16 protein-coding genes and 1 pseudogene are annotated in these 25,204 nt (G+C 53.6%); 7 read left to right on the top strand and 10 right to left on the bottom strand.

What is annotated here, in order from left to right:
* The first annotated feature begins 1 nt into the window (after position 1).
* From gnd to DFO57_RS15230, 5 genes are all read left to right on the top strand, one after another.
* Entirely contained in the window at positions 2 to 1,006 is a 1,005-nt protein-coding gene (gnd, locus tag DFO57_RS15250; RefSeq protein ID WP_110015491.1) for a phosphogluconate dehydrogenase (NAD(+)-dependent, decarboxylating), read from the top strand.
* Between the two features lie 17 nt (positions 1,007 to 1,023).
* A complete protein-coding gene (gene zwf / locus DFO57_RS15245; RefSeq protein ID WP_013027851.1) occupies positions 1,024 to 2,394 on the top strand; it encodes a glucose-6-phosphate dehydrogenase in 1,371 nt (456 codons plus the stop codon).
* A gap of 18 nt (positions 2,395 to 2,412) precedes the next feature.
* Positions 2,413 to 3,108, top strand: coding sequence for an ROK family protein (locus tag DFO57_RS15240; RefSeq protein ID WP_013027850.1), 696 nt, complete (start codon positions 2,413 to 2,415; stop codon positions 3,106 to 3,108).
* A gap of 413 nt (positions 3,109 to 3,521) precedes the next feature.
* On the top strand, positions 3,522 to 3,740 hold the full coding sequence (locus tag DFO57_RS15235; protein ID WP_014604621.1) for a hypothetical protein: 219 nt from the start codon (positions 3,522 to 3,524) through the stop codon (positions 3,738 to 3,740).
* Between the two features lie 14 nt (positions 3,741 to 3,754).
* Positions 3,755 to 4,228 (top strand): DMT family transporter, encoded by a 474-nt coding sequence (locus tag DFO57_RS15230; RefSeq protein ID WP_029569538.1) that lies wholly within the window; start codon positions 3,755 to 3,757, stop codon positions 4,226 to 4,228.
* Between the two features lie 417 nt (positions 4,229 to 4,645).
* On the opposite strand, the gene DFO57_RS15220 is transcribed toward DFO57_RS15230, so the two are convergent.
* Both DFO57_RS15220 and DFO57_RS22910 read right to left on the bottom strand, forming a co-directional pair.
* A complete protein-coding gene (locus DFO57_RS15220) occupies positions 4,646 to 13,228 on the bottom strand; it encodes a GH36-type glycosyl hydrolase domain-containing protein (RefSeq protein WP_110015490.1) in 8,583 nt (2,860 codons plus the stop codon).
* A gap of 157 nt (positions 13,229 to 13,385) precedes the next feature.
* Positions 13,386 to 13,544 (bottom strand): YnfU family zinc-binding protein, encoded by a 159-nt coding sequence (locus DFO57_RS22910; RefSeq protein ID WP_217267919.1) that lies wholly within the window; start codon positions 13,542 to 13,544, stop codon positions 13,386 to 13,388.
* Positions 13,545 to 13,848: 304 nt separating this feature from the next.
* On the opposite strand from DFO57_RS22910, the pseudogene DFO57_RS15215 reads away from it, so the two are divergent.
* Positions 13,849 to 14,108 (top strand): annotated as a pseudogene (locus DFO57_RS15215) (IS30 family transposase); the annotation flags it as partial.
* Between the two features lie 428 nt (positions 14,109 to 14,536).
* Here the strand turns inward: DFO57_RS15215 and DFO57_RS15210 are convergent.
* Positions 14,537 to 15,076, bottom strand: a complete 540-nt coding sequence (locus DFO57_RS15210) for a chorismate mutase (RefSeq protein WP_013027843.1) — start codon at positions 15,074 to 15,076, stop codon at positions 14,537 to 14,539.
* Positions 15,077 to 15,645: 569 nt separating this feature from the next.
* On the opposite strand from DFO57_RS15210, the gene DFO57_RS15205 reads away from it, so the two are divergent.
* Positions 15,646 to 17,574, top strand: coding sequence for a methyl-accepting chemotaxis protein (locus DFO57_RS15205; RefSeq protein ID WP_110015489.1), 1,929 nt, complete (start codon positions 15,646 to 15,648; stop codon positions 17,572 to 17,574).
* 138 nt (positions 17,575 to 17,712) lie between these two features.
* On the opposite strand, the gene arnF is transcribed toward DFO57_RS15205, so the two are convergent.
* From arnF to arnB, 7 genes are read right to left on the bottom strand one after another with little or no spacing between them, the layout of a single operon-like run.
* Positions 17,713 to 18,090, bottom strand: coding sequence for a 4-amino-4-deoxy-L-arabinose-phosphoundecaprenol flippase subunit ArnF (gene arnF / locus DFO57_RS15200; protein WP_013027841.1), 378 nt, complete (start codon positions 18,088 to 18,090; stop codon positions 17,713 to 17,715).
* Positions 18,087 to 18,410, bottom strand: coding sequence for a 4-amino-4-deoxy-L-arabinose-phosphoundecaprenol flippase subunit ArnE (gene arnE, locus DFO57_RS15195; RefSeq protein WP_014333104.1), 324 nt, complete (start codon positions 18,408 to 18,410; stop codon positions 18,087 to 18,089). The genes arnF and arnE overlap by 4 nt, the downstream gene beginning before the upstream one ends.
* Complete coding sequence (arnT, locus tag DFO57_RS15190) at positions 18,410 to 20,071, bottom strand: lipid IV(A) 4-amino-4-deoxy-L-arabinosyltransferase (protein ID WP_110015488.1); 1,662 nt, start codon at positions 20,069 to 20,071, stop codon at positions 18,410 to 18,412. Before arnT ends, arnE begins: the two co-directional genes overlap by 1 nt.
* A 5-nt stretch (positions 20,072 to 20,076) precedes the next feature.
* Positions 20,077 to 20,970: a 4-deoxy-4-formamido-L-arabinose-phosphoundecaprenol deformylase gene (arnD, locus tag DFO57_RS15185; RefSeq protein WP_013027838.1), complete on the bottom strand. Its 894-nt coding sequence runs from the start codon at positions 20,968 to 20,970 to the stop codon at positions 20,077 to 20,079.
* Positions 20,967 to 22,949 (bottom strand): bifunctional UDP-4-amino-4-deoxy-L-arabinose formyltransferase/UDP-glucuronic acid oxidase ArnA, encoded by a 1,983-nt coding sequence (gene arnA, locus DFO57_RS15180; RefSeq protein ID WP_019105840.1) that lies wholly within the window; start codon positions 22,947 to 22,949, stop codon positions 20,967 to 20,969. The genes arnD and arnA overlap by 4 nt, the downstream gene beginning before the upstream one ends.
* On the bottom strand, positions 22,949 to 23,929 hold the full coding sequence (arnC, locus tag DFO57_RS15175; RefSeq protein ID WP_013027836.1) for an undecaprenyl-phosphate 4-deoxy-4-formamido-L-arabinose transferase: 981 nt from the start codon (positions 23,927 to 23,929) through the stop codon (positions 22,949 to 22,951). The genes arnA and arnC overlap by 1 nt, the downstream gene beginning before the upstream one ends.
* Positions 23,930 to 25,066, bottom strand: a complete 1,137-nt coding sequence (gene arnB, locus DFO57_RS15170) for a UDP-4-amino-4-deoxy-L-arabinose aminotransferase (protein ID WP_014333101.1) — start codon at positions 25,064 to 25,066, stop codon at positions 23,930 to 23,932. It abuts the gene before it with no gap.
* Positions 25,067 to 25,204: the final 138 nt, after the last annotated feature.

The following is a 25,204-nucleotide window of genomic DNA, read 5'->3' as shown; positions in this document are numbered from 1 at the left end:
TATGCAGATTGGAATGGTAGGTCTCGGCCGCATGGGCGCCAACATGGTACGTCGGCTTCTTAAACAGGGCCACGAATGCGTCGTTTACGACGTGAACGCCGATAACGTTGACGCACTGGTTAAAGAAGGCGCAACCGGCGCGTTATCCCCTGGCGATCTGATTGCGAAGCTGGAGGTGCCGCGCGCGGTCTGGCTCATGCTCCCCGCGGCGATAACACCAAAGATTGCGCGGGAGTTCGCAGCAGCGCTGAATAAGGGCGACGCTATTATCGATGGGGGCAACTCCTTTTACCGTGAAGCTATCGACCTCGCCGGGGAATTTTCACCTCTCGGAATCGACTATATCGACGTCGGCACATCGGGTGGCGTTTGGGGCCTCGAGCGTGGCTACTCCCTGATGATTGGCGGCCCGCAGGCGGCTGTGAAGCGCCTGGACCCGATTTTTGCGTCGCTTGCGCCCGGTGCCGGTCAGAACATTGCGGAAGATGCGGCCCTGGGCACGGCGCCGAGAGGTTATCTTCATTGCGGGCCAGCAGGCGCCGGACACTTCGTCAAGATGGTACATAATGGCATTGAATATGGTGTCATGGCCGCCTATGCCGAAGGCCTGAACATATTAAAAGCGGCCAATAGCGGAACCGGCGAGCGGGAGGCTGATGCGGAAACCGCGCCCCTTTCCAGTCCGCAATATTATCGTTTTGATATCAATCTTCCCGCCGTTACAGAGGTATGGCGACATGGCTCGGTGATCGGCTCCTGGCTGCTGGATCTGACAGCCGAGGCGTTGAAACAGGACCCGAATCTTAACCATTATGATGGCCGCGTGTCTGATTCCGGTGAAGGGCGCTGGACATTGCAGGCGGCTGTCGACACGGGCGTTCCTGCTCCGGTTCTCGCGTCTGCTCTTTTCGGGCGTTTCTCTTCTCGTGGCGAAGCACTGTTTGCCGAAAAAGTCCTCTCAGCCATGCGGCATGCCTTCGGCGGCCATTTGGAAAAAACCAGGTAACGCGGAGGTACACAGCGATGGCGCAGCAACGATCAGATGTGCTGGTAGTGTTCGGTGTCACCGGCGATCTTGCCTACAAGATGATATTCCCTTCTCTCTATGCAATGGTGAAGCGTAAAACGCTCAGTACGCCCATTATCGGTGTTGCATTTGAAGACTGGACGCGTGACCAGTTGATCGCGCGTGCAAAAGAGGCGGTTGAAAAACATGTCGATGTGGTCGATCAGGCGGTCTTTGCCGCACTGGCGGACAGGCTTTCCTACGTTTCAGGCGATTATCGATCTCAGTCAACATTCGACGGGCTGCGCGAGGCGCTTGCCGGTCATCATAACCCGCTCTACTACCTTGCCATTCCCCCCTCCCTGTTCGAAACGGTTGCGGGGGGGCTGGCAGAGGCCGGTATCGCGAAAAACGCCCGACTTATGGTGGAAAAGCCGTTTGGCCGCGATCTCGCTTCGGCAAAACAGCTGAACGAGGTGCTGCACAAGGTTTTCGATGAGGACGCGATTTTCCGCATCGACCACTTTCTGGGCAAGGAGGCTATCCAGAACCTCCTCTACTTTCGCTTTGCGAACAGCTTCCTTGAACCCATATGGAATCGTGAACATATCGAAAGCGTTCAGATCACCATGGCTGAGGACTTCGGCATCAAGGGACGCGGCAAATTCTATGACGAAGTTGGCTGCATCCGTGACGTGATTCAGAATCACCTGGTTAATGTGCTTCTGTTACTTGCCATGGAACCGCCCTCCTCCGGCGCATCCGACGATCTGGTTGATGAGAAAGTCCAGGTGTTAAAGGCCATGCCGCCGCTGTCAGACGATGACGTGGTTCGGGGTCAGTTTGAAGGCTATACCGATGAACCGGGTGTCGCCGCGTCTTCTCCGACGGAGACCTTCGCTGCGGTTCGCTTTCAGATTACAACGTGGCGCTGGAGTGGCGTTCCCTTCTATATCCGTGCTGGGAAAAATTTACCCGCGCATGCCACGGAAGTGGTTGTGCGCTTCAGGCGACCGCCGGTTACCCTTTTTGATGAAATTACCGACGAGCCCGCCAACTATATCCGCTTTCGCCTCGGCCCGGATATTACGATCGGCATCGGCGCGAGACGCAAGGCGTCCGGCGAAAAGATGCGGGGTGAAGCGGTCGAACTCACCGCGCTTGACGATGGTCTGGGCGATATGGCGCCCTACGAGCGGCTGATTGGCGATGCCATGGCGGGCGATCGTCAGCTTTTCACCAGGCAGGATGCAGCAGAACTGGCCTGGAAAATCGTCGAACCCGTACTGAAGGATAAAATCGTTCCACCTGCCTACAAACCAGGAACCTGGGGGCCTGCCGCTATGGCGGACTTTATGCCCCCCGGCGGCTGGGTCGATCCCGTTTGAGCCTATGGAGAATTACCAATGACGCGGCAAACTAAAAAAAAGAAAGATCATGTTGTTTTGTCCATCGACATCGGCGGAAGCCATGTGAAGATCCTCTCCAGCACTGGCGGGGTAAAAAAGAAGGCAGATAGTGGAAAAAACATGTCGGCCGCAGACATGGTTGCCGCGGTTAAGACCCTGGCGGAAGGCATGTCCTATGATGTGATTGCGATGGGATTTCCGGGTCCCGTCGCGGACAATAAACCCATTCGGGAGCCCGCCAACCTCGGTGAGGGCTGGGTGGGGTTTGACTATGCAGGCGCCTTTGGCTGCCCTGTTCGTATCGTCAACGACGCCCTGATGCAGGCGCTGGGTTCCTATCAGGGCGGACGCATGCTGTTCCTCGGTCTTGGCACGGGACTAGGGGCTGCGATGATCATCGAAAACGTCGCTCAGCCCATGGAGATCGCTCACTTACCTTATCGCAAAGGCAATAGCTACGAACACTACGTAGGTGAAGCCTACCGGGTAAAAAAGGGGAACAAAAAATGGCAGGCGCGGGTTTTTGACGTGGTGGAAATGCTGACCACCGCGTTGCAGCCTGACTACGTGGTTTTAGGCGGAGGAAACGTAGATGAACTCGACTCACTCCCGCCAAAGTGCCGGAAAGGCGACAACACACTGGCATTCGAGGGAGGATTTCGTCTCTGGAACGATCCGAGATTAATTACTTGATTTCAAGCGTTGATTCGATGGGAAATATTTTCCTGAATCACGAATAGCCTTTTTTCTGGCGGAGCAGCAGCAACCATCATGGTTCAGCCCGCCTGAAAAAAATGCCCCCATCCTCCTCCACAGACGCGCATTTTATCTACACAACAGAAGCAAAAAAGCGAGGGCGCTATGCGCGCCATAACTCCATCATGCGTTCCCCCTTGCCAAACCCTTATAGACATGGGGATTCGTATTGAGCGGGAGCCAAACCCAAACGTCATTGTCAGGCTCATCACCCGGCTTCATCACGCCCTGATGACATCTCCCGAGCTCATTGACAGACCAGGTGTGCGCCGGAAAACGTCGGAGACCTGCGCCAGCGCTATCCTTTCAGCGGCCTCCTTAGCCCTGAAACCGGCAAGGTGTTTGAATTTATGTTCGACGGGATCAATACCTTTACACCCCGCCATCTGGTGTTTTTTACCTCCGACCTCCATTCTGCATTTCAGACGGCGTTAGCCGGGAAAGCGGGTGTGGACAGTGAACGCCTTCGCGCAGCCATTGATGAATCACGTGAATACCTTTTTTCGGCAGCAGGGTATGAGCCAGACATCTTTGCGGAAAAATTCCTGCCGCTGGTGCAGGCAAACTAACTGAGATGAACAGCATGAGCGCGATTTATTACGTACTGGCTTTTGCAGCAGGTCTGGGTATTACCCTGCAGACAACATTGAACAGTCAGCTTGCAAAAGGGCTCGGGGGCGACCCGGTCACCGCCGCGTTATTTTCCTTCACGGCCTCGGCGTTGAGCCTCGGCGTTTACTCGCTGCTACGTGGAGGGGTTTTCACCGCCCTTGCTGCCATCCCTTCACAGCCTCTGTGGAGTCTGGCGAGCGGACAGATCGGTGCCTGTGCGTTATTCAGCTATGTGGTACTTGCACCAAAAATCGGTTTTTCAGCCCCGCTCGGGTTGGCGATTGTCGGACAGTTGCTCTCATCACAGGTGATCGACCATTTTGGTCTGTTGGGCACCATAAGACAGCCGGTTTCGCTCATCAAGATGGGCGGCGTGTTGGTCATGCTGACCGGGCTCGGCATCATGCTTTTTGGCGACCGGCTTACCGAGCATTTTCTGTATTAACCAAGCGACACTGCTGGTTAGGGACGTATGTCCAGTCGCAGACGTCCCTGACCTTCGGTTCGTTCACCCTCGCAACTTTTATCCTCCTGGAGAAATAACATATTTTCAGTAGCAGCCCATGTCAGCAATTTGCTGGGCGAGTGCCCCTCTGGTCCCAAAGAACATGCAGACTTTACTGGACAGATATTGATGCTTGCCTTTCAGGAAGAGACCGGCGAAGTCATGCGCTGGCCTCTGCCTGAACGCCTCGGATGGATTGTCCACAACTGATTTATATGTTGCGCTCTCAAGGGGGCTGAATCTGTTACGATCTTCTTCGGTCGTGATGAGTTCTCACTATAATAACTCTCCATAGACTGCCCCTAAACGATCGAACCTTAGTGTTTATAAGGTCCGCTTCTGGCACAGAGCGGACGGTCAGCGCTGAATAATATCGACATTGTGATTTTGTCCATCATCCCGCAAAGGAATGCTGTCATCCGGCAGGAGCGTGCCATCCATAGTCACTCGAGGTTCACCGTCGTGACGAGAAATCCTAATGTAATACTGACTGCCCCCGTGTTGATAGGTCAGGCTGATCGAAGGCCAGTCATCAGGTAAGTGAGTGCGAATAACCAGCGTCTCTCCGTGCCGTTTTATTCCGAGTAACTCTTCAGTCACCAGACGGTAGGCCCAGCCTGCGGAACCGGTGTACCAGCTCCACCCGGCACGGCCGGTATGAGGTGCAACGCTGTATACATCTGCACTCATCACATAGGGCTCCGCCTTGTAGATGTTAACGCCTTCAGTCTGCAGCGTGTGGTTTACCGGATTGATCATTGACCATAGTTGCCACGCTCGCGCTTTTTGTCCCATCCGGGCAAACGCCATGACCGCCCAGATGGCGCCATGCGTGTACTGCCCGCCGTTTTCCCTCACACCCGGAAGATAACCCTGTATGTAACCGGGATTAGGACCATGACCATCAAACGGTGGCGTTAGCAACTTGATCAATCCTGCATCGTTATCCACCAGATAGCTGTCGAGTGACTGCATAGCCTGCGCACTGCGCACTGGATCAGCTGCGCCGGACAAAACGGACCAGCTTTGTGCAATCGCATCGATCCAGCACGCCTGCGATTCTCTTGTCCCCAGCGGCGTACCATCGTCAAAGTAGCCGCGGAGATACCATGCACCATCCCAGGCGTAAGATTCGAGATTTTTTTGCAGGCTCAGCGCTTCTGAATAGCACAATGCTGCCACGCGTTCATCCTGGCGCTGTTCAGCCAGCGCCGCAAAGCGTTGCAAAATATCGTAGAGGAAAAAGCCGAGCCAGACGCTTTCACCTTTGCCTTCAATACCGACCAGATTCATCCCGTCATTCCAGTCACCTGCCCCCATTAGCGGCAGGCCGTGCTGGCCGAAGTTTAGCCCCCGCTCAATCGCTTTTACGCAGTGCTGCCACAACGTCTCTTCGAGGTGGCTGATAACCGGCGTATCATAAACTGATTCTTCGCCGGGCTTGAGCGGACGCCCTTCAAGATAGGGAATCTGCTGCGCCAGCACGCCAGTATCTCCCGTTGTATCCACATAGTGACAAGCCGCAAGCGGAAGCCACAGGTAGTCATCCGAACAGCGGGTTCGCACGCCATTACCCTGCGGAGGATGCCACCAGTGTTGCACATCCCCCTCAATAAACTGCCGTGAGGCACACAGCAGGATCTGGCTGCGCAGTCGCTCCGGTGCAACGTGGCTCAGCGCCAGCGTATCCTGCAACTGATCGCGGAAACCAAATGCCCCACCGGACTGATAGTAGCCGCTGCGCGCCATGATGCGACAGGCTAATGTCTGGTACAGCAGCCAGCCGTTTACCAGCAAATCAACGCTGCTGTCGGGCGTCTGCACAACGACCTTATCAAGCACGTTGTGCCAGAAATGGTGAACCTGATTCAGCGCCTGACGCGCATTATCCTCATGCAGAAAACGGGCAAGCGTTTCCTGTGCCTGTGCCGGGTTATCGGCCACGCCGAGGACAAAAACATAGGTTTTCTGGTCACCGTCAATAAGGGAGGTTGTCGACTGTAACGCGGCACAGGGATCAAGCCCGGCTCCCGTTTTACCCGAGAGTCTGCGAAGCGTCATGGCGGCCGGGGCGCGCAGTGAACCATTACGCCCGATAAACTCGCGGCGGTCGCCCGTTACCGTACTCTGAGGATCGTTAACGGCGAAAAAGGCGGTGCGTTCCCCGCCATTAGCACCGTAGAAGTTATTGGCCATGACCGCACTTCCCCCCGCGAGGCCGGGCGAATGCGTGATGATATGTGCAGCAGAGTGGTTGCGCGTTGCCCCAAGTGTCCATTCCACGTAGCCGGTGACAGACAATTTGCGTGTACGGCCCGAATGGTTGCTGAGCTTCAGTATTGCAAGCTTAACCGGCGCCTGCTCGTCCACCAGGACTGTCAGTTCGCTGTCCAGTCCATTTTCACGGTGGGCAAACACGCTGTAACCAAAACCGTGGCGGGTAAGATAATCGCCCTGACCGCGCACGGGCAGGGTCATGGGTGACCAGCATGCGCCGCTTTCTTCATCACGCAGATAGAATGCCTCCCCGCTACGATCGCTTACCGGATCGTTTTCCCACGGCGTTAAGCGATATTCGTGCGCATTTTCGAACCAGCTGTAGGCCTGGCCTGCTTCAGAAATCACGCTGCCAAAGTTCTCGTTTGCCAGCACGTTTGACCAGGGCGCTGGCGTCGGTTGGTTTTCTCTCAGCAGGATCTGATACTCGCGACCATCCTGAGAAAAGCCACCGTATCCATTGAAATGGCGCAACAGGTGAGTTTCCGGTATCCAGTCGGCGTGATGATTGCTCTCTGACGTCACCGAGGGCACAAAAGGCCTGACGCGTTTTTTTGTTGCGTGAATACGCTGGTTAAGTTGTTCATTGATGCCGTCAGCGCGATCGTCCAGGCTCAGACAGGCCACGCTCATCAGCAACTGCTTGTCTTCGGCAGACAAATGCTCACCGTTACGGACAAAAATCCCCCCGGGTTTATCTAACAGGCTGGCTTCAGAACCGGCATAGATTAAATCCATAATCTGCGTCTGCAGCGCCTGCTGGTAGCCTCCAGGGCTGTTATTAAGAATCACCAGATCCACCTCCAGCCCTTTCAGTCGCCAGTAGCGATGTGCCTGAATCAGCGTGGTGACAGAAGCAATTTTTTCCTCGCTGGTCAGGCTGATCAGCACAATCGGCAAATCACCTGAGATCCCCCAACCCCACAGGCCCGACTGACCACGTCGGTTTCGGCTAATGGCCTGTTCGTCACCGCGCAGTTCCTGACAGGGATAAAGTACCGCGCTGGCGAGGCGGTTGAACAAAGTTGCGTCATCTTCGCTGGCATTCATCTGCCGTAACACAACCAGACTGTGGGACCAGGCCAGTTCAAACACGCGATCGGCAATAGGATGATCGCGGTATTTTTCCATCAGCGCGAGGCTTTGCTGACGGTTTTCGCTGACGCCAAAAACGATATCAATGGTCACCGGCTGTCCGGGCTGGAGTGTAATCGCGTGGCGTATCGACAGTATCGGATCCAGCACGGCGCCGGACGTGTTACTGAGCGGCCCGTTCATGCTGACCGCCTGGGCATCAGCCGGGCTTTTACCCCTGCCGATGAATCCCGCTCTGTCGGTGTCGAATGAAACGTTCTCTGAACAATCGCCATGCACCACCATCATATGAAACAGATACGGGCTCTGTTCATCCGGCGAGCGTGCACGCCGGTGGCACAAAACGGCATCATGCCTGGGATCGGCTTCCGTCTGAATAAACAGGTTGCTGAACGCCGGGTGTGCCTGATCGCTGATGTCCGAGGCAAGCACCACTTCAGCATAGGTCGTCAGCTCGAGTGTTCGTGGGCTTCGGCCTCGATGCATCAGGGTGACACGACGCAGTTCGATGTCATCTTCCGGTGAGACCACAACCCGGGTTTTCACGCTGAGCGAGCCGAGCACGCGCCTGAACTCGGCCCCCGCATCGGTAAAGATGATTTCATCGCTGATGTCCGCACTGGCCCCCAGAGGGTGACAGGTATTGCTCCACACCTCGTCAGTGAGCGGATCCCGGATATAGCAGAACGTTCCCCAGTTATCACGGGTGCTGTCGCTGCGCCAGCGTGTCAATGCGATGTTGTTCCAGCGACTGTATCCCCCACCGCCTGGCGTTATCATTAGATGGTAATGCCCGTTGGACAATAATTGTATCTCGGGGGTCGGCGTATCCGCATGCGTGAAGATTCGCGGTTCATAGCGCACAGGCTTAATTCTTCCCTCATGGGACTCAAAATGACGACGCGGGCTGTAGAGTTCAACCTCATCGGGTACGCGCTCCTGTAACAGCAGGCTGGCCGATCTGAACGCCGGACTCGACATGAATCGCCCGGCCATAGGGGCATCAAGCAGCAGATGCCCCAGCGCCTGGAAAGCCATGCCCTGATGGTGCGCCATCCAGGATTGAACAACCAGGAAAAGCTGCCCGGTTGCCAGTCGCGATGGCGTATAGTCCAACGCTTCATAAAAACCATATTCGCCGCGCGCGCCGTTTTCCTGCAGCCTGAGCAGATTGTCGCAGGCCTTTTGCGGTGAAACCAACAGCGCCAGCAGCGTGGCATAAGGGGCTACCACCATATCGTCGGCGAGTCCGCGCCGGAGACCAAGGCCGGGTACGCCAAATGCCTGATACTGATAATTATGTTGAACATCAAACGCATGGTAGCCAGACTCAGAGACGCCCCACGGCACGCCACGCTCTTTGCCCCAGTTTATCTGCCTGATTACCGCAGATTTGCTCATCTCATCCAGCAGACTGCCGTGCCAGGTTGGCATCACCAGATTCGGCATCAGATATTCAAACATTGAACCGCTCCAGGACATCAGGGCAGTTTCACGATCGATGGTGGTAAACAGTCGGCCAAGTGCATACCAGCTTTTAAGCGGCAGCTGATTCGTCGCAATAGCGACAAAACTGGTCAGGCGGATTTCTGAAGGCAAAAGATCGTAGTGGCTTTTATCCAGCGTGTTGGTATCGCAGTTGTAGCCCACACTTAGCATGCTGGTAGCCGTGTTATACAGAAACGTAAAATCCATTCGCGCATGGTCGGCGAGACGTTGTTCAAGTTCGCTGATAATCGCCAGTCGCCGCCGGGCCTGGGTCATAACGGCTGCCGGCGCGATAACCGCTTCAAGGGTGATTCCGCCAGCCAGCTCACTCAGCGTAGGCAGGGCCTGTGCATGATATGTCACCGGTAGCCAGCCAAGCAGCGTCGTCCATTCATCACAGAGCTGCTGCAGTTGACTGACCAGATGCGCCGTCCAGCGCACCACCACGCGACTTTCCTCCTGAGACAGCCGGGCCAGTTCGTTGCCGTGCACCTGCATTTTTTCGAGTTCGCTTAACCACTGCCCTGAAGGTAACGATGCAGCATTAAGGCACTGCGTGCGCAGCACGCCCAGGCTGGCTGGCGCGTTATGGCCCCAATATTTTTCCAGCACATGCAGAGTATCATTCAGCCCCTCCAGTAGGCGTACGTCGTTGAAAACGGGCTGATGACGCATGGCTGACAGCCCTTCGCGCAGTGTCAGTAAGTGGCCGGCCATATTGCCGCTGTCAACGCTGGAAACATAACGCGGGCTGAGTGGCGCAAGCGTGCGGGTGTCATACCAGTTATACAAATGTCCCCGGTAATGCTCCATCTTATCCAGCGTGTCGAGCGTCTGCGTGATGCGCTGCAGGACATCCGCGCCAGAGAGATAACCGAAATCCCAGGCCGTAAGGTTCGCCAGCAAGGACAGTCCGATATTGGTGGGTGACGTGCGATGCGCGATTTTTGGCTCCGGGATTTCCTGATAATTGTCCGGGGGAAGCCAGTTTTCCTGCGCCGTCGCGAAGGTCTCGAAAAACGCCCAGATTTCTCTGCTGGTCTGACGCAGAAGTCGTTTCTGTTGCGGGTCAGGCAGAAACGCCTTACGCGCTGGCGGGCGGCTCAGTCCACTCAATAATAGCGGTGCCAGGCACCATGACAGGCTGATGATCAGGGCCAGGGTCAGCCATTGTGGCGCCAGTAGCAGCGTCAGGAGCGTGAGTGCCGCACCACAAGCCACATTCAGCCACATTACCCGATAAAAACGAAAGGCAGAAAGTTGGGACTGAAGGCTGTCCGGACTGTGGCTGGACCATTGCGTCAGGTTGCGCTGGCTGATGCCAAGGCGCCAGAGCGTTACGGCGATCGCATACAGCGAATAGCCCGCCTCATGGGGCAATAAAATAAAATTGAGTCCGATCCGAGAAAGTCGCTTCAGTGCCCCCGCCGTAACCAGCACCAGATGTTGCCTCAGAGGACGACGATGCGGCTTGTTGGCAAGATCGATAAGGATACAGAGCACAGCAGGCAGCAGCCAGACCAGGGCCAGAACGCCCAGCCAGTATCCCGGATTCGGCACCCACAGCAGCGCGCTAAACTGCAGCACCAGTAGTGCGGGGGCGACCAGGCTGCGGCGCAGGTTATCAAACAGTTTCCAGCGAGAGAGCGCCGACAATGGGTTTTTATCCCGCGTCCCATCCGCTTTTCGGACCCGCAGCTTAAGCCAGTTAAGCAGTTGCCAGTCGCCACGGATCCAGCGCGTACGGCGTGCGACGTCGGACAGATAGTTGTTCGGGTACTGCTCGTAGAGTAAGACCTCGCTCAGCAGCCCGGCGCGGGCATAGCATCCTTCCAGAAGATCGTGACTGAGCACCAGATTTTCCGGGCAGGTGTTGGCCGTGGCCTGGACAAAAATATCCACGTCGTAAATTCCCTTGCCGACGAAGGAGCCTTCTTCAAACAGATCCTGATAGATATCTGAAGACATCATGGAATAAGGGTTATTACCCGGTACGCTGCTGCGCATCGCGGCATAGCGGCCCTGACCGTTACGGGGCATCTCTTCTGCCAGCCCCGGTTGTAAAATACCGTATCCTTTGACGACCCGCTGACATCGCGGATCGTATTCCGGCTTGTTCAACGGATGCGCCATCGTTGCGACTAGCTTATGCGCGGTATCACGTGGCAGGAGCGTGTCGCTGTCCAGCGTGATGACATACTTAATCTGTCCGGGTAAGCGGTTCGCGGGCATGCCCGCAACGCTGGAAAATTGCGTGTCTGGATGACGTAACCAGCTGTTCAGCAACGCCAGCTTGCCCCGTTTGCGTTCATAACCCATCCAGATCCCCTGCGATGCATTCCATTCAGGCGAGCGGTGGAGCAAATAAAAGCGCTGATGGCGGCAAGGATAGCGCAGGTTAAGCCGGTGCATTTCTGACATCGCCTGACTAAACAGTGCGCGTTGTTCATCCGTACTTTCAGTCGCCGCGTCAGCAAAATCGGTAAGAAGCGCGAAACAGAGGTTATCGTCCTGGTTGCCAAGCCAGCACACTTCAAGGCTTGTGAGGAGCGTGCTGAAGCCGGCGTGACTCGTCAGCATGCAGGGGATCGCCACCAGCGTGGAGGATGTCACCGGAATCCCGTCAGAAAAGTCCATTCGTGGCAGTGGTCGGGGAGTCCGAAAGCGGGTCGTCGCTTCACTGAGTATATCGCTGACCAACTGACTCAACGCCACAATCAAAGGTAAAGCCAGCAGTAACAACCACCAGGCCATGCCCAGACTCGCTGTGTCATACAATATTGCGGCGGTGGCCGCCGTGGTTAACAGGCTCATGCTCCCAAGCCAGGATAACAGAGGATATCTGTTGAGACTGTGCCGTAAGCGTTTGAGGCCAGAGCTCGCCACCGACAAATGGTGATCTAACTGACGCCGCCCTTCTCCCATCAGATAATATCCAATGTGATGAGAGGGCATGCCCGGTTGGGTTGTTGCTGACAACGCCAGTATGCGGCTTGCCACGTCGGGCTCACTGAGCTGACTTTCCCGGGCCAGAATCTCAATCACATGGCGATAATGATCGCGGGTATCAAAATGCATACAGGAATATATGCCCGCCGGATCGCGACGTAACGTCTGCTCAACCACACTAATGTTCTCGGCGAAATCAGCCCAGTTGGTTTCATTGAGCAGGCGTAACCCGGCAATACTGTTGCTGACGGAAAGTTGACTGGCCGCAAGCTGTTGGTTGAAGCGATGGATCAGTAACTCGGTTGTGAGGCCTTGCTCGGCAAGGCGTTGTTCTACCCAGCCCAAGGGTAATGCCAGCGCATTCCCCTGCCCGTGCAGACGACGAACCATTTCCGCGACAAAGGCACTGCTCAGTGGCGGCCGGGAACGCGCCATGTCGGCGATCACCAGAATGAGGTCAGCTGGCGCATGTTCGGCGCAGTCGGTCATCCGCGTTATCCAGCTGTCAGCAAGGCTGCGTTCCTGCTGAGCCTGAACCACCTCAATACTGACCCGACGCAGATTTTCAATCAGCGCCAGTCGCAACATACCGGGCAACGCCCAGACTTCCCCTAACGTCAGCGGCGTGACCTGCTGGTAGGCGCCGATGTAGCTGGTCAGACTGGCGGTGTCCCAGCGTCCGTCACCATGCGCAACCGCCTCGGTAGCAATATAATAGATACGCGGACAAGGGTGCGGAGACGCGAGTGAAGGAAGACCTTTGCCAAAGCTGGTCGGCAAGTGCTGGCGGACGTTGCGAATTTGCTCCTCAATCAGGTAGTAGTTGTCCAGCAACCACTCCCCAGCGGGCATAATGCTGGTTTTTTTACCGGCGTTAAGGGTGTAACAGTTTTGTGTAATAACGGCTTCGTTATCACTTAATCGTTTTAGCAGGTAGTACGGCATCTTGTCCGGCGACAATTTATGCGTATGCGCCAGCTTTTGACCATAACGCTCAAGCTGAGGCGTTGAGAACAGTTCCGGGCGCGGAGTGTTTTCCCCCATAGGGTCATTGGAAGAAAACGATGCGCGCCCTGGCGCTTTTGTCATGATACGGGCGCGGCGAAACCATGCCCCAGGATTTATTTTCATAGTCTTGCTCTCATGCGACATTAACGCGCAGGAGCAGTTGAGAAATCAGTTCAGAAACGTTCTCTCAGGATGGGCGTAAGGCATCAGGGATTTATCAGCTGCAGGTCCAGGTCTTTACGGTATAACAGGGAAGATCGTCGGATCTGAAAGTCAGGTGCTAACGTGGAGAGACAAAGAGAGATTTACATCCCGGACAAAGCATAGCCTGTTTCAGGCGAATCTTTGAGGCAGGCTGGGAGGAACTTAAACCGCAGGCAGGACAGACTACCGTGGACGGAGCACTCATGAACTTCCTGGCGTAATCGAGAAGAGACATGGTGGTTACCCTTTAGAGGAATGAAACTCATACTATCACAGTTGATTAATTTCCAATCGATTTGTTTCGTTGTTACCTGCCTGCAAGTGAGCAGTTACATAAAGTGGGAGGATTATTTAATTTTGCCCCTGGAAAAAGGCGTCACTTTCATACTTTTTCTAAAAAAATATTATTGCTAAAAACCTCAGTTTTTTACTCACTGTCAAAAAAAAGTGCTTGCGACGGTTATTTATGCCCTGTTTTTAAGCGCTTCCGAGAGTATCAACGCTCTAAACAATCAGGGGTGAGGCTCCTTTAAGAACTGATGACCCGCCACACCCGGTTTACTGTAGCAGCAGACATCCAGATTTACTTCTGCGATCCTCAATCCCCTGGCAATGTGGCTGAAATGAAAACACGAACAGGTTGCTCAGACAATATTTTCCAAAGGGAACTAACTTATCGGTTCACAGCCAGCAAAGACTAAACAGTGTTGCCAGGCAGCTCAACGAAAGACCGAGAAAAACGCCAGACTATGAATCACCCGCAGAAGGGTTCAATAAATGTGTTGCATCTATCGGTTGAACTCACAGCACAAAGCGGACGTTTTAATCTGAATTAACCCCTGCAGTGAGAGCCGTGTTTCGAATGGCGCTTAAGCGGCATGACGGCGCCAAAGGACGTAAAAGATGGCGCAGATGATGAACGGCCCCTTACGCCCGACGTAGTCGGCTACAGCCATATAAATCGTGACATTCCCTACCTTTCTTTAAACAGCCCTGCAGGCTTTCAGCAATGAAGAAACGCAGGTAACCCGGATGAGCGTGCTTTCACCGCGAAAGGCGCAATTGCCGGGTTACGAAGCGTCAACTTCCTGCTGACGCTTCGGGGAGTTAAGGATTCTTAGAGTAAAAATTGCGGTACCCGTTAAGGTAGATAACCTGTCACGTTGCAAACGTATGAGAAGACGTTCAAGGATGTTGGACGTGCATTCCGCCGCGCGCGGCGGACCGTTATTTTTTGAGCCGAATGTGCTCCAGCCCCAGCAAAACGTTATTGATGTCGTTATCACTCAGATGCTGGACATTTAGCTGCTGATGTAGCTGAGCTAAATCGCCTTTGGTAAAACCACCCTGTGACAGCTGCTGGTTGATGGCTTGCAAAATCTGTCCGTCTAACAGATTAATCTGCTGGCGCAACTCTGCCAGATCTTTCGCGGGTGGGACGGCATGCGGAGCACTCAACCAGTCTGCCAGATAACGATACTGAATCGCTTTACTTGCATCCATCAGTCCCTGAAAAAAAGCGGTCACAGACTGTGGATCGAGGCCAGCTTTTGCCGATTTCTCTTTGGCTTCGGCTAACACATCCTGTTCCCGAGCCAGGTCTTCAATCGGCTTATTGTGCGTTTTTTTGAAGGCTGCAACATCCTTCATTAACAGCATTCTCTCATGCAGTGCCCGAGAGAGTAGTGAAACGGGTTCTGACGCTGGCGCGGCGGCGGCAGAGCCGCAGAAAATTAATGCAGCAAGAAGAAAGGTCATATATTGCATGTTTGGTTAGCCTGTTTCCAAATAGTTGAAAAAGATTAATCAGATTAAACGTACCTCTCAGGGAGCGAGTTTCATAGAAATATCATTTAATCTCTGTAATTAACTAATACAAATTATAACTAGAATGTTAATCACTAAGCTGGCGATGTTAAGAGAAAGTAACGTATTTTTTCTGCACATTTAAGTTTCAGGGGTGATTATCAAATCTTTAAGATGTTAATAAATACCCGCCGGAAGGCAGATCAACCAACCTATTGATTTTAAAATCTTTTATTCTTGGTAAAGATTTTTAAATTTTATATTTTTTCTGGTTTCAAATGAAAAAAAAAGTCAGCAAAAAACCTGCTTAAATTATTCGCCCCCTAACTATTATGGGCTTAACTGTTAATACTAAACCATAAAAAAGTCGTAAAACAGCGCTTAAACAGACTGATGTCACAGTTGTGAATTTATATTTCAAATTGTCTTTAAAGTTTTCATGGTGGTAGTCGATAAGTTTCATTAAGCAGTGTGGGGTTAATACAGGCTGCAAAACACGCTTTCTTTTTCCTTCCTGTCAGGGTGAAATTATGTTTATTACACGTACGTTTTCCGATATGAAAATAGGAAAAAAGCTGGGGTTGAGTTTTGGCGTGCTTATCGTTGCGACCCTCGCGATAGCGCTTCTGGCCTTTAAAGGTTTCCAAAGCATTAAAGAGAATTCAGCAAAACAAGACGTTACCGTCAACATGGTCAATACACTCAGTAAAGCGCGCATGAACCGTTTACTGTATCAGTACACGAAAGACGAGCAGTATGCTCAGGTCAACGCCCGCGCACTCAACGAATTAAGCGCCCATTTTGACACGTTAAAGAAATTTGACTGGAACGCTCAGGGTGAACAACAGCTTGACGTTCTGGGGAGCGCGTTACAAAGCTATCAAACCCTGCGCCAGGCATTCTATCTCGCCTCCAAAAAGACCTTTGCGGCTTCTGCGGTTATTCAGGGTAACGATCTGCTCACGCTTGGGCAAAGTCTTGATGGGGTGAATATTCCCGCTCAGCCAGAGGTAATGCTGCAGGTATTACGCTTAGCCTCATTACTGAAGGAGGTCGCCGGTGACGTCGAGCGCTTTATTGACAAGCCCACTGAAGCCAGTAAAGTCGAAATTTACGGTAATATTACGTCCATTGAGCAGATCCGAACTCAGCTTTCGGCGCTCGCCATTCCTGAGATCCAGACGGTCCTTAATACGCAAAAAACGGATCTGACGCAATTAAAGCAGGCTTTCACGGACTATATGACTGCCGTGGGTGCAGAGGCCGCTGCCTCTTCACAACTCAGTGCAGTGGCCGAAAAGTTAAATACATCTGTGGCTGAGCTCTTTGACTACCAGGCATCTGAATCTACCAGCGCTCTACTTAACGCTGAACGTCAGATCGCCGTCGTTGCCGCATTGTGTATCCTGCTCAGCCTGTTGGTTGCCTGGCGTATTACGCGCGCCATTACGGTACCGCTGAAAGAAACGTTGAGCGTGGCTCAGCGCATCTCTGAAGGCGACCTTACCGCCACGCTTTCAACCACGCGGCGCGACGAACTGGGCCAGTTGATGCAGGCGGTCAGCGTGATGAACGAAAGTCTGCAAAACATCATCACCAACGTGCGCGACGGAGTGAACAGTGTGGCGCGTGCCTCTTCTGAGATCGCCGCCGGTAATATGGACTTGTCATCGCGCACTGAACAGCAGTCTGCCGCCGTGGTGCAAACCGCTGCCAGTATGGAAGAATTAACTTCCACCGTTAAGCAAAATGCTGAAAACGCGCACCATGCCAGCCAGCTTGCAACGGAAGCATCGGCGAATGCCGGACGGGGCGGTGACATCATTCGTAACGTAGTCACCACCATGCAAGGCATTACAACCAGCTCAGGTAAAATTGGCGAAATCATCAGCGTAATCAATGGAATATCTTTCCAGACAAATATTCTGGCGTTGAACGCAGCTGTTGAAGCGGCACGGGCGGGCGAGCAAGGTCGGGGTTTTGCAGTTGTCGCCGGCGAAGTCAGAAATCTTGCGCAGCGCAGTTCTGTGGCGGCGAAGGAAATCGAGACGCTGATCCGTGACTCACTGCATCGTGTTAACGAAGGGTCCACGCTGGTCGATCAGGCGGGATCGACGATGGATGAAATAGTCTTGTCCGTCACGCAGGTGAAGGACATCATGAGCGAAATCGCGGCGGCTTCCGATGAGCAAAACCGCGGCATATCACAAATTGCTCAGGCAATGACAGAAATGGATACCACAACACAACAAAACGCCGCACTGGTTGAAGAGTCTTCAGCCGCCGCCAGCTCGCTGGAGTCTCAGGCAGAAGAGCTGGAAAAAACGGTCGCCGTGTTCCGTTTGCCCGCGAACAAGAGTGGAATGGCCGTTAGCCACAACACAGCAAAATCTGTGACCAAAGCGCCTGTCTCTCTTCGTCAGCCCAGTCCAGCTGAGGGTAACTGGGAAACGTTCTGACTGTGATGATAAAAAACGCCGGCATAATGCCGGCGTTTGTGTTTGATACGCATCAACGCGGTTCGCCAACCCTGCCCCTGCTCTTTCGGCATAGCCAGACGTTAACTGCCTGACATGGCTCAGAGCGAAACCGTGCTTTCAGCTCGTTTTTCCTGGCTTGACGCACAGACAAAGTAAACCCACCAGGATCAGAAATACCCCCGCCATCGCGCCCGCATGGAACGGCTCTGCAAACAGCGGAAGGCTGATCGCCAGCAACCACACCAGCACGTAGCTGATGCTCAGTAGCGGATAAGCCCGGCTCAGCGGCAGGTGGCGCAATGCTAAAAACCAACTCACCATCGAGCAGGCATACGCCGTTAAACCGCCACACAGCACCAGCAGCGGTAGCCAGTAAAGCGCGTATTGCGTTATTAACATCGGCAGCGCGGGCAACTGGTGCATTGCCCAGCGCAGCATCAGCTGGGCCAGCGTCACCAGTAAGACGCTGCACAGTGCCAGCAGGTAGCCTCTCATGCGTAACTCCCTATGATGGCCACGCCCACCACAATCAGTACGGTGCCCATCCACTGCCAGCGGGTCATTCTTTCCTGCCAGACAAAGCGCGCGGCCAGCGCGACCAGGATGAAATTAATACTCAGCATTGGATAAGCCAGGCTGACGGGCAACCGCTGCAGCACCAACAGCCAGACGACCATCCCCAGCGCCAGCAGCGCCAGGCTGGCAACCAGCCAGCCTGTAAGTCGTGCCCGGTTGGTCTGACGCGCCGCCTGCTTTTGGCAGAGCTGACCGGCACAGGTAAGCAGACTGGTCAGCAGGACCAACAACAAACTCATCACTCATCAGCCTGGTTATAGTGCAGCAAAAGCATCCGACCGTTACGGTAAACAGCATCCGCAGGCGGTAAGTCTGTTGGCGTCGCTTCTCCACGATCCAGCATTAAAATCAATGAGACATTGCCCGCTTTACGATGTGCCTTAAGCCACTGCGGGAAATCTTCGCTGCTGACATAGGAGGAATGCGCATCAGGGAAGCTGAGGCCATATTGCAGTTCGCCTTTTTGACTGTATGCAATGATATCGCTACGCTGCAACGTCCAGGCAATCGCAGAAGAGACGCCTGAATTATCGCTTAATATGTAGCGGCTATTGGCAAGGCTGCTTTCAATGCTGCGAATAAACACCTGAGGTTGCTTCGTGTTTTCAACGCCTTCAGGAATGGCCGAACCCACACAGAGTGCCAGAGCCAGCGGGCTTAGTGCCGCTGCCAGCCAACGACTTTGTGGCGATTTCAGGCTGAAAAGCCCCGCAATTGCCCAGCCAGCAAAGGACAACACGGCCATAGACAGCGCCAGCAACTGATGCGGTCCATAGAGCGGTCGATGACTCAAACCCCAGGGCGCAAATACGGCTAATAACGCAATAATACAGGCCGTACCGAATACGATATTTATCCACGCATTGATGGTAAAGACTCGCGTGTTCTGGCGGGCTTTTTGCCAGGCATAGCTGGCCATCAGCAAGGCCAACGGCGCAAAGCAGGGCAGGATATACGTTGGCAGTTTGCCCTTTGCGATACTGAAAAACAGCAGCGGAATGACCACCCAGCTCAGGAGATAAAGCGCACCGGGAGACTGTTTGCGTTCGCGCCAGCCCGACCGCAATGCGCCAGGCAGCAGCGCCAGCCAGGGAAGCGCACCGGCGATCAGGACGGGCACGTAATACCAGAAAGGCGCTTTGTGTTGGGCATTCTCTTCTGCAAAACGCTGAATATGCTCGACCCAGAAAAAGTAATGCCAGAAGTCAGGTTGCTGCTGCTGAATCGCGATCGCCCAGGGCGCACTGATTAATGCCGCGCTGACGATGGCAAGCGGGCCAAAAATAACCAGCTCGCGGAAACGCTGGTGCCAGATGGCCCAGGGCAGGATCGCTATCACCGGTACGGCAAGAGCCAGAAAACCTTTGGTCATAAAGCCCATACCGCAGGCCAGCCCTAACAGCAGATAACGCACGACCCTTTGCGGGTTAGTTTGTGCCTCACTGGCATACCAGTAGCTGCACATGGCGGCCACCATCCACAATGTCAGCATCGGGTCCAGCACCGCGTAACTTCCGACGCCGTAAACCAGCAGCGAGGTTAAAAAGATCACGCTGGCCGTTAGCGCCACGCTGCGCTGCGAAAAAATACGGCAGCCCAGCCAGAAAATCAGCACTGCGCTCATCAACGTTGAAAAGACCGAACCAATTCTGACCGCAAAGTTATTGTGGCCAAAAATGGCCTGACCTACGGTGTTGAACCAGTATCCGGCTATCGGTTTTTCAAAATAACGCAGACCGAAGAAATGCGGCGTAATCCAGTTACCGTTTTGCAGCATTTCCCGGCTGATTTCGGCATAACGTGTTTCGTCAGGTTGCCAGAGATTACGGAACTCCAGAGGGACTAAATAATAGAGGATAAAAAGTGAAACCAGTAATAGGGTCTTTTTGGTGGCAGTCATGGTGCTTACCTTGTTAAATTCTCACAACCCAACCAGCCTTCCCGGCCAGCGATATGACCACGAACCACTTTACCCACCGGTAAGGTTTCGAGGTCTGCAGGTAAGAGTTCGCTCAGCGGGCAAAACTGTATTCCCTGCTCACGGGCGCGCTGCAACAACGTATCAAACGCACTAAGCTGGCTGATACCTTCCACTTCGGCATGGATGGTATAAACCGGCGTGCCCTGGTCAGCCTGAATTTTTTCCAGAATGTAGTCGTTGAAACGTTCGGCGCTGAGCGTGGGTCCGACGACCTCGTCCCATGTCGGTAAGGTGACAGGGATCTGAACCGTACCCAGCTCGCCATTTCTTAACTGTGGGCGAAACGGCCTGGTACCACGGCAGTCGCTGTTGTACTGAAAGCCAAACGTTTCTTTTGCCTGGATTACGCGACCATCAGCGCGCCATCCGGCCACCGCTGAGCAGGTCACCGGTTGTCCTGTTATGGCTTCCAGTGCGTCGCGCCCTAACGCTATCTGTTGAATGAGCTGCGGCGCTTTCCAGACGCCCGCCCAGGTTTGCCAGGCAAAATGATCCCAGGCATGCAGACCGACCTCATGGCGATCGGCGGTTGAGCGAATGATATCGCTCATCCCTGCCCCGATCCGCTTTCCTGGCCAGGCCGTTCCGGCTAACAGAATGTCCCAGCCATAAAGGGATGCTGCGCGTGAGCGCAGCATTTTCCACAGAAAGCGTGGTTTCATCAGACGCCATAAATGGCGTCCCATGTTGTCGGGTCCGACACTAAAGAAAAACGACGCCTGGAGATCATGTTTATTGAACAGATCCAGAAGCGCGGGGACGCCAAGTTTTGTCCCGCGCCAGGTATCTACATCAACACGCAGACCAACCTTTCTCATTCCTTGTCGTCCTGAAGCTCAACGGTACGCAGGAAGAAGTCGAGCGTATTATCAATCGTGGTGTTCATTTCCACGGTAGGCGTCCAGCCGAGCAGACGTTTAGCATTACGGATTGATGGCTTACGGTGTTCAACATCCTGATAGCCCTTGCCGTAGTAGCTGCTGCTCTCCACTTCGCGGAAGCCGGCAAACGGTGGGAAGCTGGCACGCAGCGGATGACGTTCAAAGCTTTCCAGCAGACGCTCAGCCAGCTCTTTGATACTGGCTTCGTTATCCGGGTTACCGATGTTGATGATTTGTCCGTCGCAATTATTGTTTTTGTTTTCAATAATTTTAAACAGCGCTTCGACACCGTCGCTGATATCGGTAAAACAACGCTTCTGGCGACCACCATCAAACAGCTTGATGGGCGATCCTTCCACCAGGTTTAAGATCAGCTGAGTGATCGCACGTGAACTCCCAATACGCGCCGCGTTCAGGTTGTCTAAGCGCGGGCCCATCCAGTTGAAAGGACGGAACAGGGTAAAGCGCAGCCCTTCTTTTTCCCCGTAAGCCCAGATAACGCGATCCAGCAGTTGCTTGGAAACGGAATAAATCCAGCGCTGTTTGTTAATCGGACCCACGACCAGATTTGAGTGATCCTCATCGAAATTCGCATCGGTACACATGCCGTACACTTCAGACGTCGAGGGGAAGATAATGCGTTTGCCGTATTTAACGCAGTCGCGAACAATTTTGAGGTTTTCTTCAAAATCCAGTTCGAAAACGCGCAGCGGATTACGGGTATATTCAATCGGTGTTGCGATGGCCACCAGGGGCAGGATCACATCACATTTTTTGATGTGATACTCAATCCACTCAGAGTGAATACTGATGTCGCCTTCAACAAACTGGAAGCGTGGATGTCCGACAAACCGGCTAATCGCATCAGAACCAATATCCAGACCAAAGACTTCGAAATTGTCATCCTGCAGCAAACGTTCGGTCAGATGGTTACCGATAAATCCGTTCACACCCAGGATTAAGACACGGGTACGGCGTTTTACGGCTGCAACGGCCTGTGAATAAAGCAGTGCGCCATTCACCATGCCCAGATGCTGAGCCAGCTGAACACCGTTCATGTACACGCTGTTTGCGGTCTGGCCGGTCTGAATCTCCAGGGCGCCTTCTCCACAGGCCACGACAAATGGCTCTGCAGACAGCACGGTGCCGGGCCTGACGTTATGCGGGGTGGAGAGTACTTTTGCTTTCCAGACCACGAATTTGGTGGTGCCGGCAAAGGCAAACGCGCCCGGCCACGGATCGGTCACCGCACGCACCAGATTATTAATTTGGCTGGCAGGCAGCGCCCAGTTAATCCGGCCATCTTCTGGCGTACGACGACCCACTACCGTGGCGTCCGCTTCATTTTGCGGGGTGCCAACGATGTTGCCCTGTTTCATGGCAGGTAAAGCACTTTCAAGAAGCGCGCTGGCGCAGTCAACCAGCTTGCGGTGCAGCGTCAGTGCGTTATCTTCATCGGCGATGGCGACACGCTGCTGAGCAATGATATCGCCCGCGTCCGCTTTTTTAACCATGCGGTGTAAAGTGACACCGGTTTCGGTTTCTCCGTTGACCAGCGCCCAGTTTAATGGTGCGCGTCCGCGATATTTTGGCAGCAGTGAGCCGTGAAGGTTAAAGGCACCCTGCTTCGCACTGTTCAGAATCTGATCGCACAGCAGGTTACGGTAATAGAAAGAGAAAATCACATCGGGTTCAGCCGATTTGATGCGATCGATCCACAGAGGATGGTTAACTTCATCCGGAGCATAAACCGGGATAGAATTTTCAGCCGCGATTCGCGCCACTGAGCCAAAAAAGTGATTTTCTGACGCCGTGTCGGCATGGGTATAGATCGCGCTGATGGTAAAGCCCGCTTTTAACAGCGCATTGATGCCCGCACAACCCATGTCGTGATAAGCGAAGACGATAGTTTTCATTACTCGGTTTCCTGTACAGAACGGTCTTTCTGAGGATTGATAACACGTTGAATAAAATAGCGAGGTCTGGCACGAACATCGTTGTAAATACGGCCGATATACTCGCCAAGCAGCCCCATACCAATAAACTGCGCGCCGATGAAAATAAACAGCACGGCAAATAACACGAAGACGCCATCACCGGCCCAGGCTGCTCCGAAACACAGTCGCAGAAGAATCAACACCACGGAGAAGGCAAAACCAGTCAGCGCAATAAGGCTGCCGAGCACGCTCAGCATGCGTAACGGGGTCGTGGTAAGGCAGGTCACCAGGTCATACATCAGGTTGATTAAGCGCATGAAGCTGTATTTTGAACTGCCGTGCTCACGTTCAGCATGAGTGACGGGCAATTCGATCGTGCGTCGTGCAAAGGTATTCGCCAGAATAGGAATAAACGTGCTGCGCTCGTGGCAGTTCAGCATGGCATCAATGATGTGGCGACGGTAAGCCCGCAGCATGCAACCATAATCACCCATCGATTTTCCGGTCACGCGCTGAATCATCTGGTTGATGGTGCGTGATGCCTGACGGCGGAACCAGCTGTCCTGGCGATTCTGGCGAACGGTGCCCACAACGTCATAGCCTTCCTGGGCGGCAGCCACCAGACGCGGGATCTCTTCAGGTGGATTTTGCAAGTCTGCATCCAGCGTGATAATCAAATCTCCACTGACGTGACTGAAGCCCGCCATGATCGCGGAGTGCTGGCCATAATTACGGTTAAGTAGCACAGCCACAATATGGCTGTCCGGCAGCGAGGCGGCGTCAGCAATCATTACGGCTGATGCATCCTGGCTCCCGTCGTCAACCAACAGGATCTCATAGTCCAGATTAAGACTTTTACAGGCATCATTCGTGCGCTGAATTAATGCCGGTAAACTTTCCTGCTCGTTATAGACCGGGATCACTACCGATACTTTTTCAATCTCTTTATCGTCGAACATTTAAACCCCAGTCAGTTCACGTAGTGCGCTGATAACGCGTTCAACGTCATCATCTGTCATGTCGGGAAACAGCGGAATCGAACAAATGCGTTCGCTGTTCCACTCAGTCGCGGGCAACGATAATTGCGGATAGTGCTCGCGGTAATATTTGTGTGTGTGGGCCGCGCGGAAATGCAGGCCGGTTCCGATATCCTGCTCTTTAAGCTTCTGCATCAGCGCATCGCGAGAGAAACCACATGCCTGCTCATCCACACGGATGATGAAGAGATGCCACGCATGCTGGTGCGACCAGGCGGGCGGAACCAGCGGCTTGAAGGGCGTATCTTTCAGCGCCTCCAGATAGCGTTGCGCAATGGCCGCGCGGCGCTGGTTGATTTCAGGCAACTTTTCAAGTTGGACCAGCGCAATGGCCGCGCTGATATCAGGCAGGTTGTATTTAAAGCCGGGCATGATGACTTCCGCCTGCGGCTGACGGCCATGGGTTTGTCTGTCAAAGGCATCGACGCCAAGGCCATGAAATTTGAGGCTACGGATGCGATCGGCAAGGGCAGCATCGTCGGTCACGACCAGACCACCCTCGGCGCAGGTCATATTTTTGATAGCGTGGAATGAAAAAATAGCATTTCCATGCCCGCCAACATGCTTGCCCTTGTAATACGTGCCGGCCGCATGTGCCGCATCTTCGATGACCGGAATGCCATGGCGTTTGCCAATAGCATAAATGGCATCGATATCGGCGGGTGCGCCAGCGTAGTGGACAGGGATGATCGCTTTGGTATTTGGGGTGATTGCCGCTTCAATGGCTTCAGGCGTGACCATCAGGTTATCGACGTCAATATCGATCATGACCGGTGTGGCACCCAGTAAAGTGATGATGTTGAGTGTGGAAACCCAGGTCAGTGAAGGGGTAATAACCTCATCCCCTGCCTTAATGCCCAGCGCCATCAACATGACGTGCATACCGGCGGTGGCGGAAGTCACGGCGATAGCGTGTTGATTTCCGGTCAGCTGGCAAAATGCACGCTCAAGTTCTGCACATTTTGGCCCAGTAGTAATCCATCCCGATGCAAACACATCACGTACTGCAGACAGTTCAGTTTCACCCAGAGATGGGCGGGAAAACGGAAGAAACGCCATCAAGTAATATCCTTAAACTGTTTTGCCGTTTTTCTAAAAACTGAGATGAATTTTGAAATGCAAAAGTGAGAAAAATGCAATTGAACGTTCATCAAACGTCGTCAAAATCGGCAAAAAACAGGCAAAATCACAAAAATC

The organism is Pantoea sp. AG702 (genome assembly GCF_003182295.1).
In the GTDB taxonomy this organism is placed as follows: Bacteria; Pseudomonadota; Gammaproteobacteria; order Enterobacterales; family Enterobacteriaceae; genus Pantoea; species Pantoea ananatis.
The sequence above is the reverse complement of the archived record's forward strand: the minus strand, read 5'-3'. Positions and strand labels throughout refer to the sequence as shown.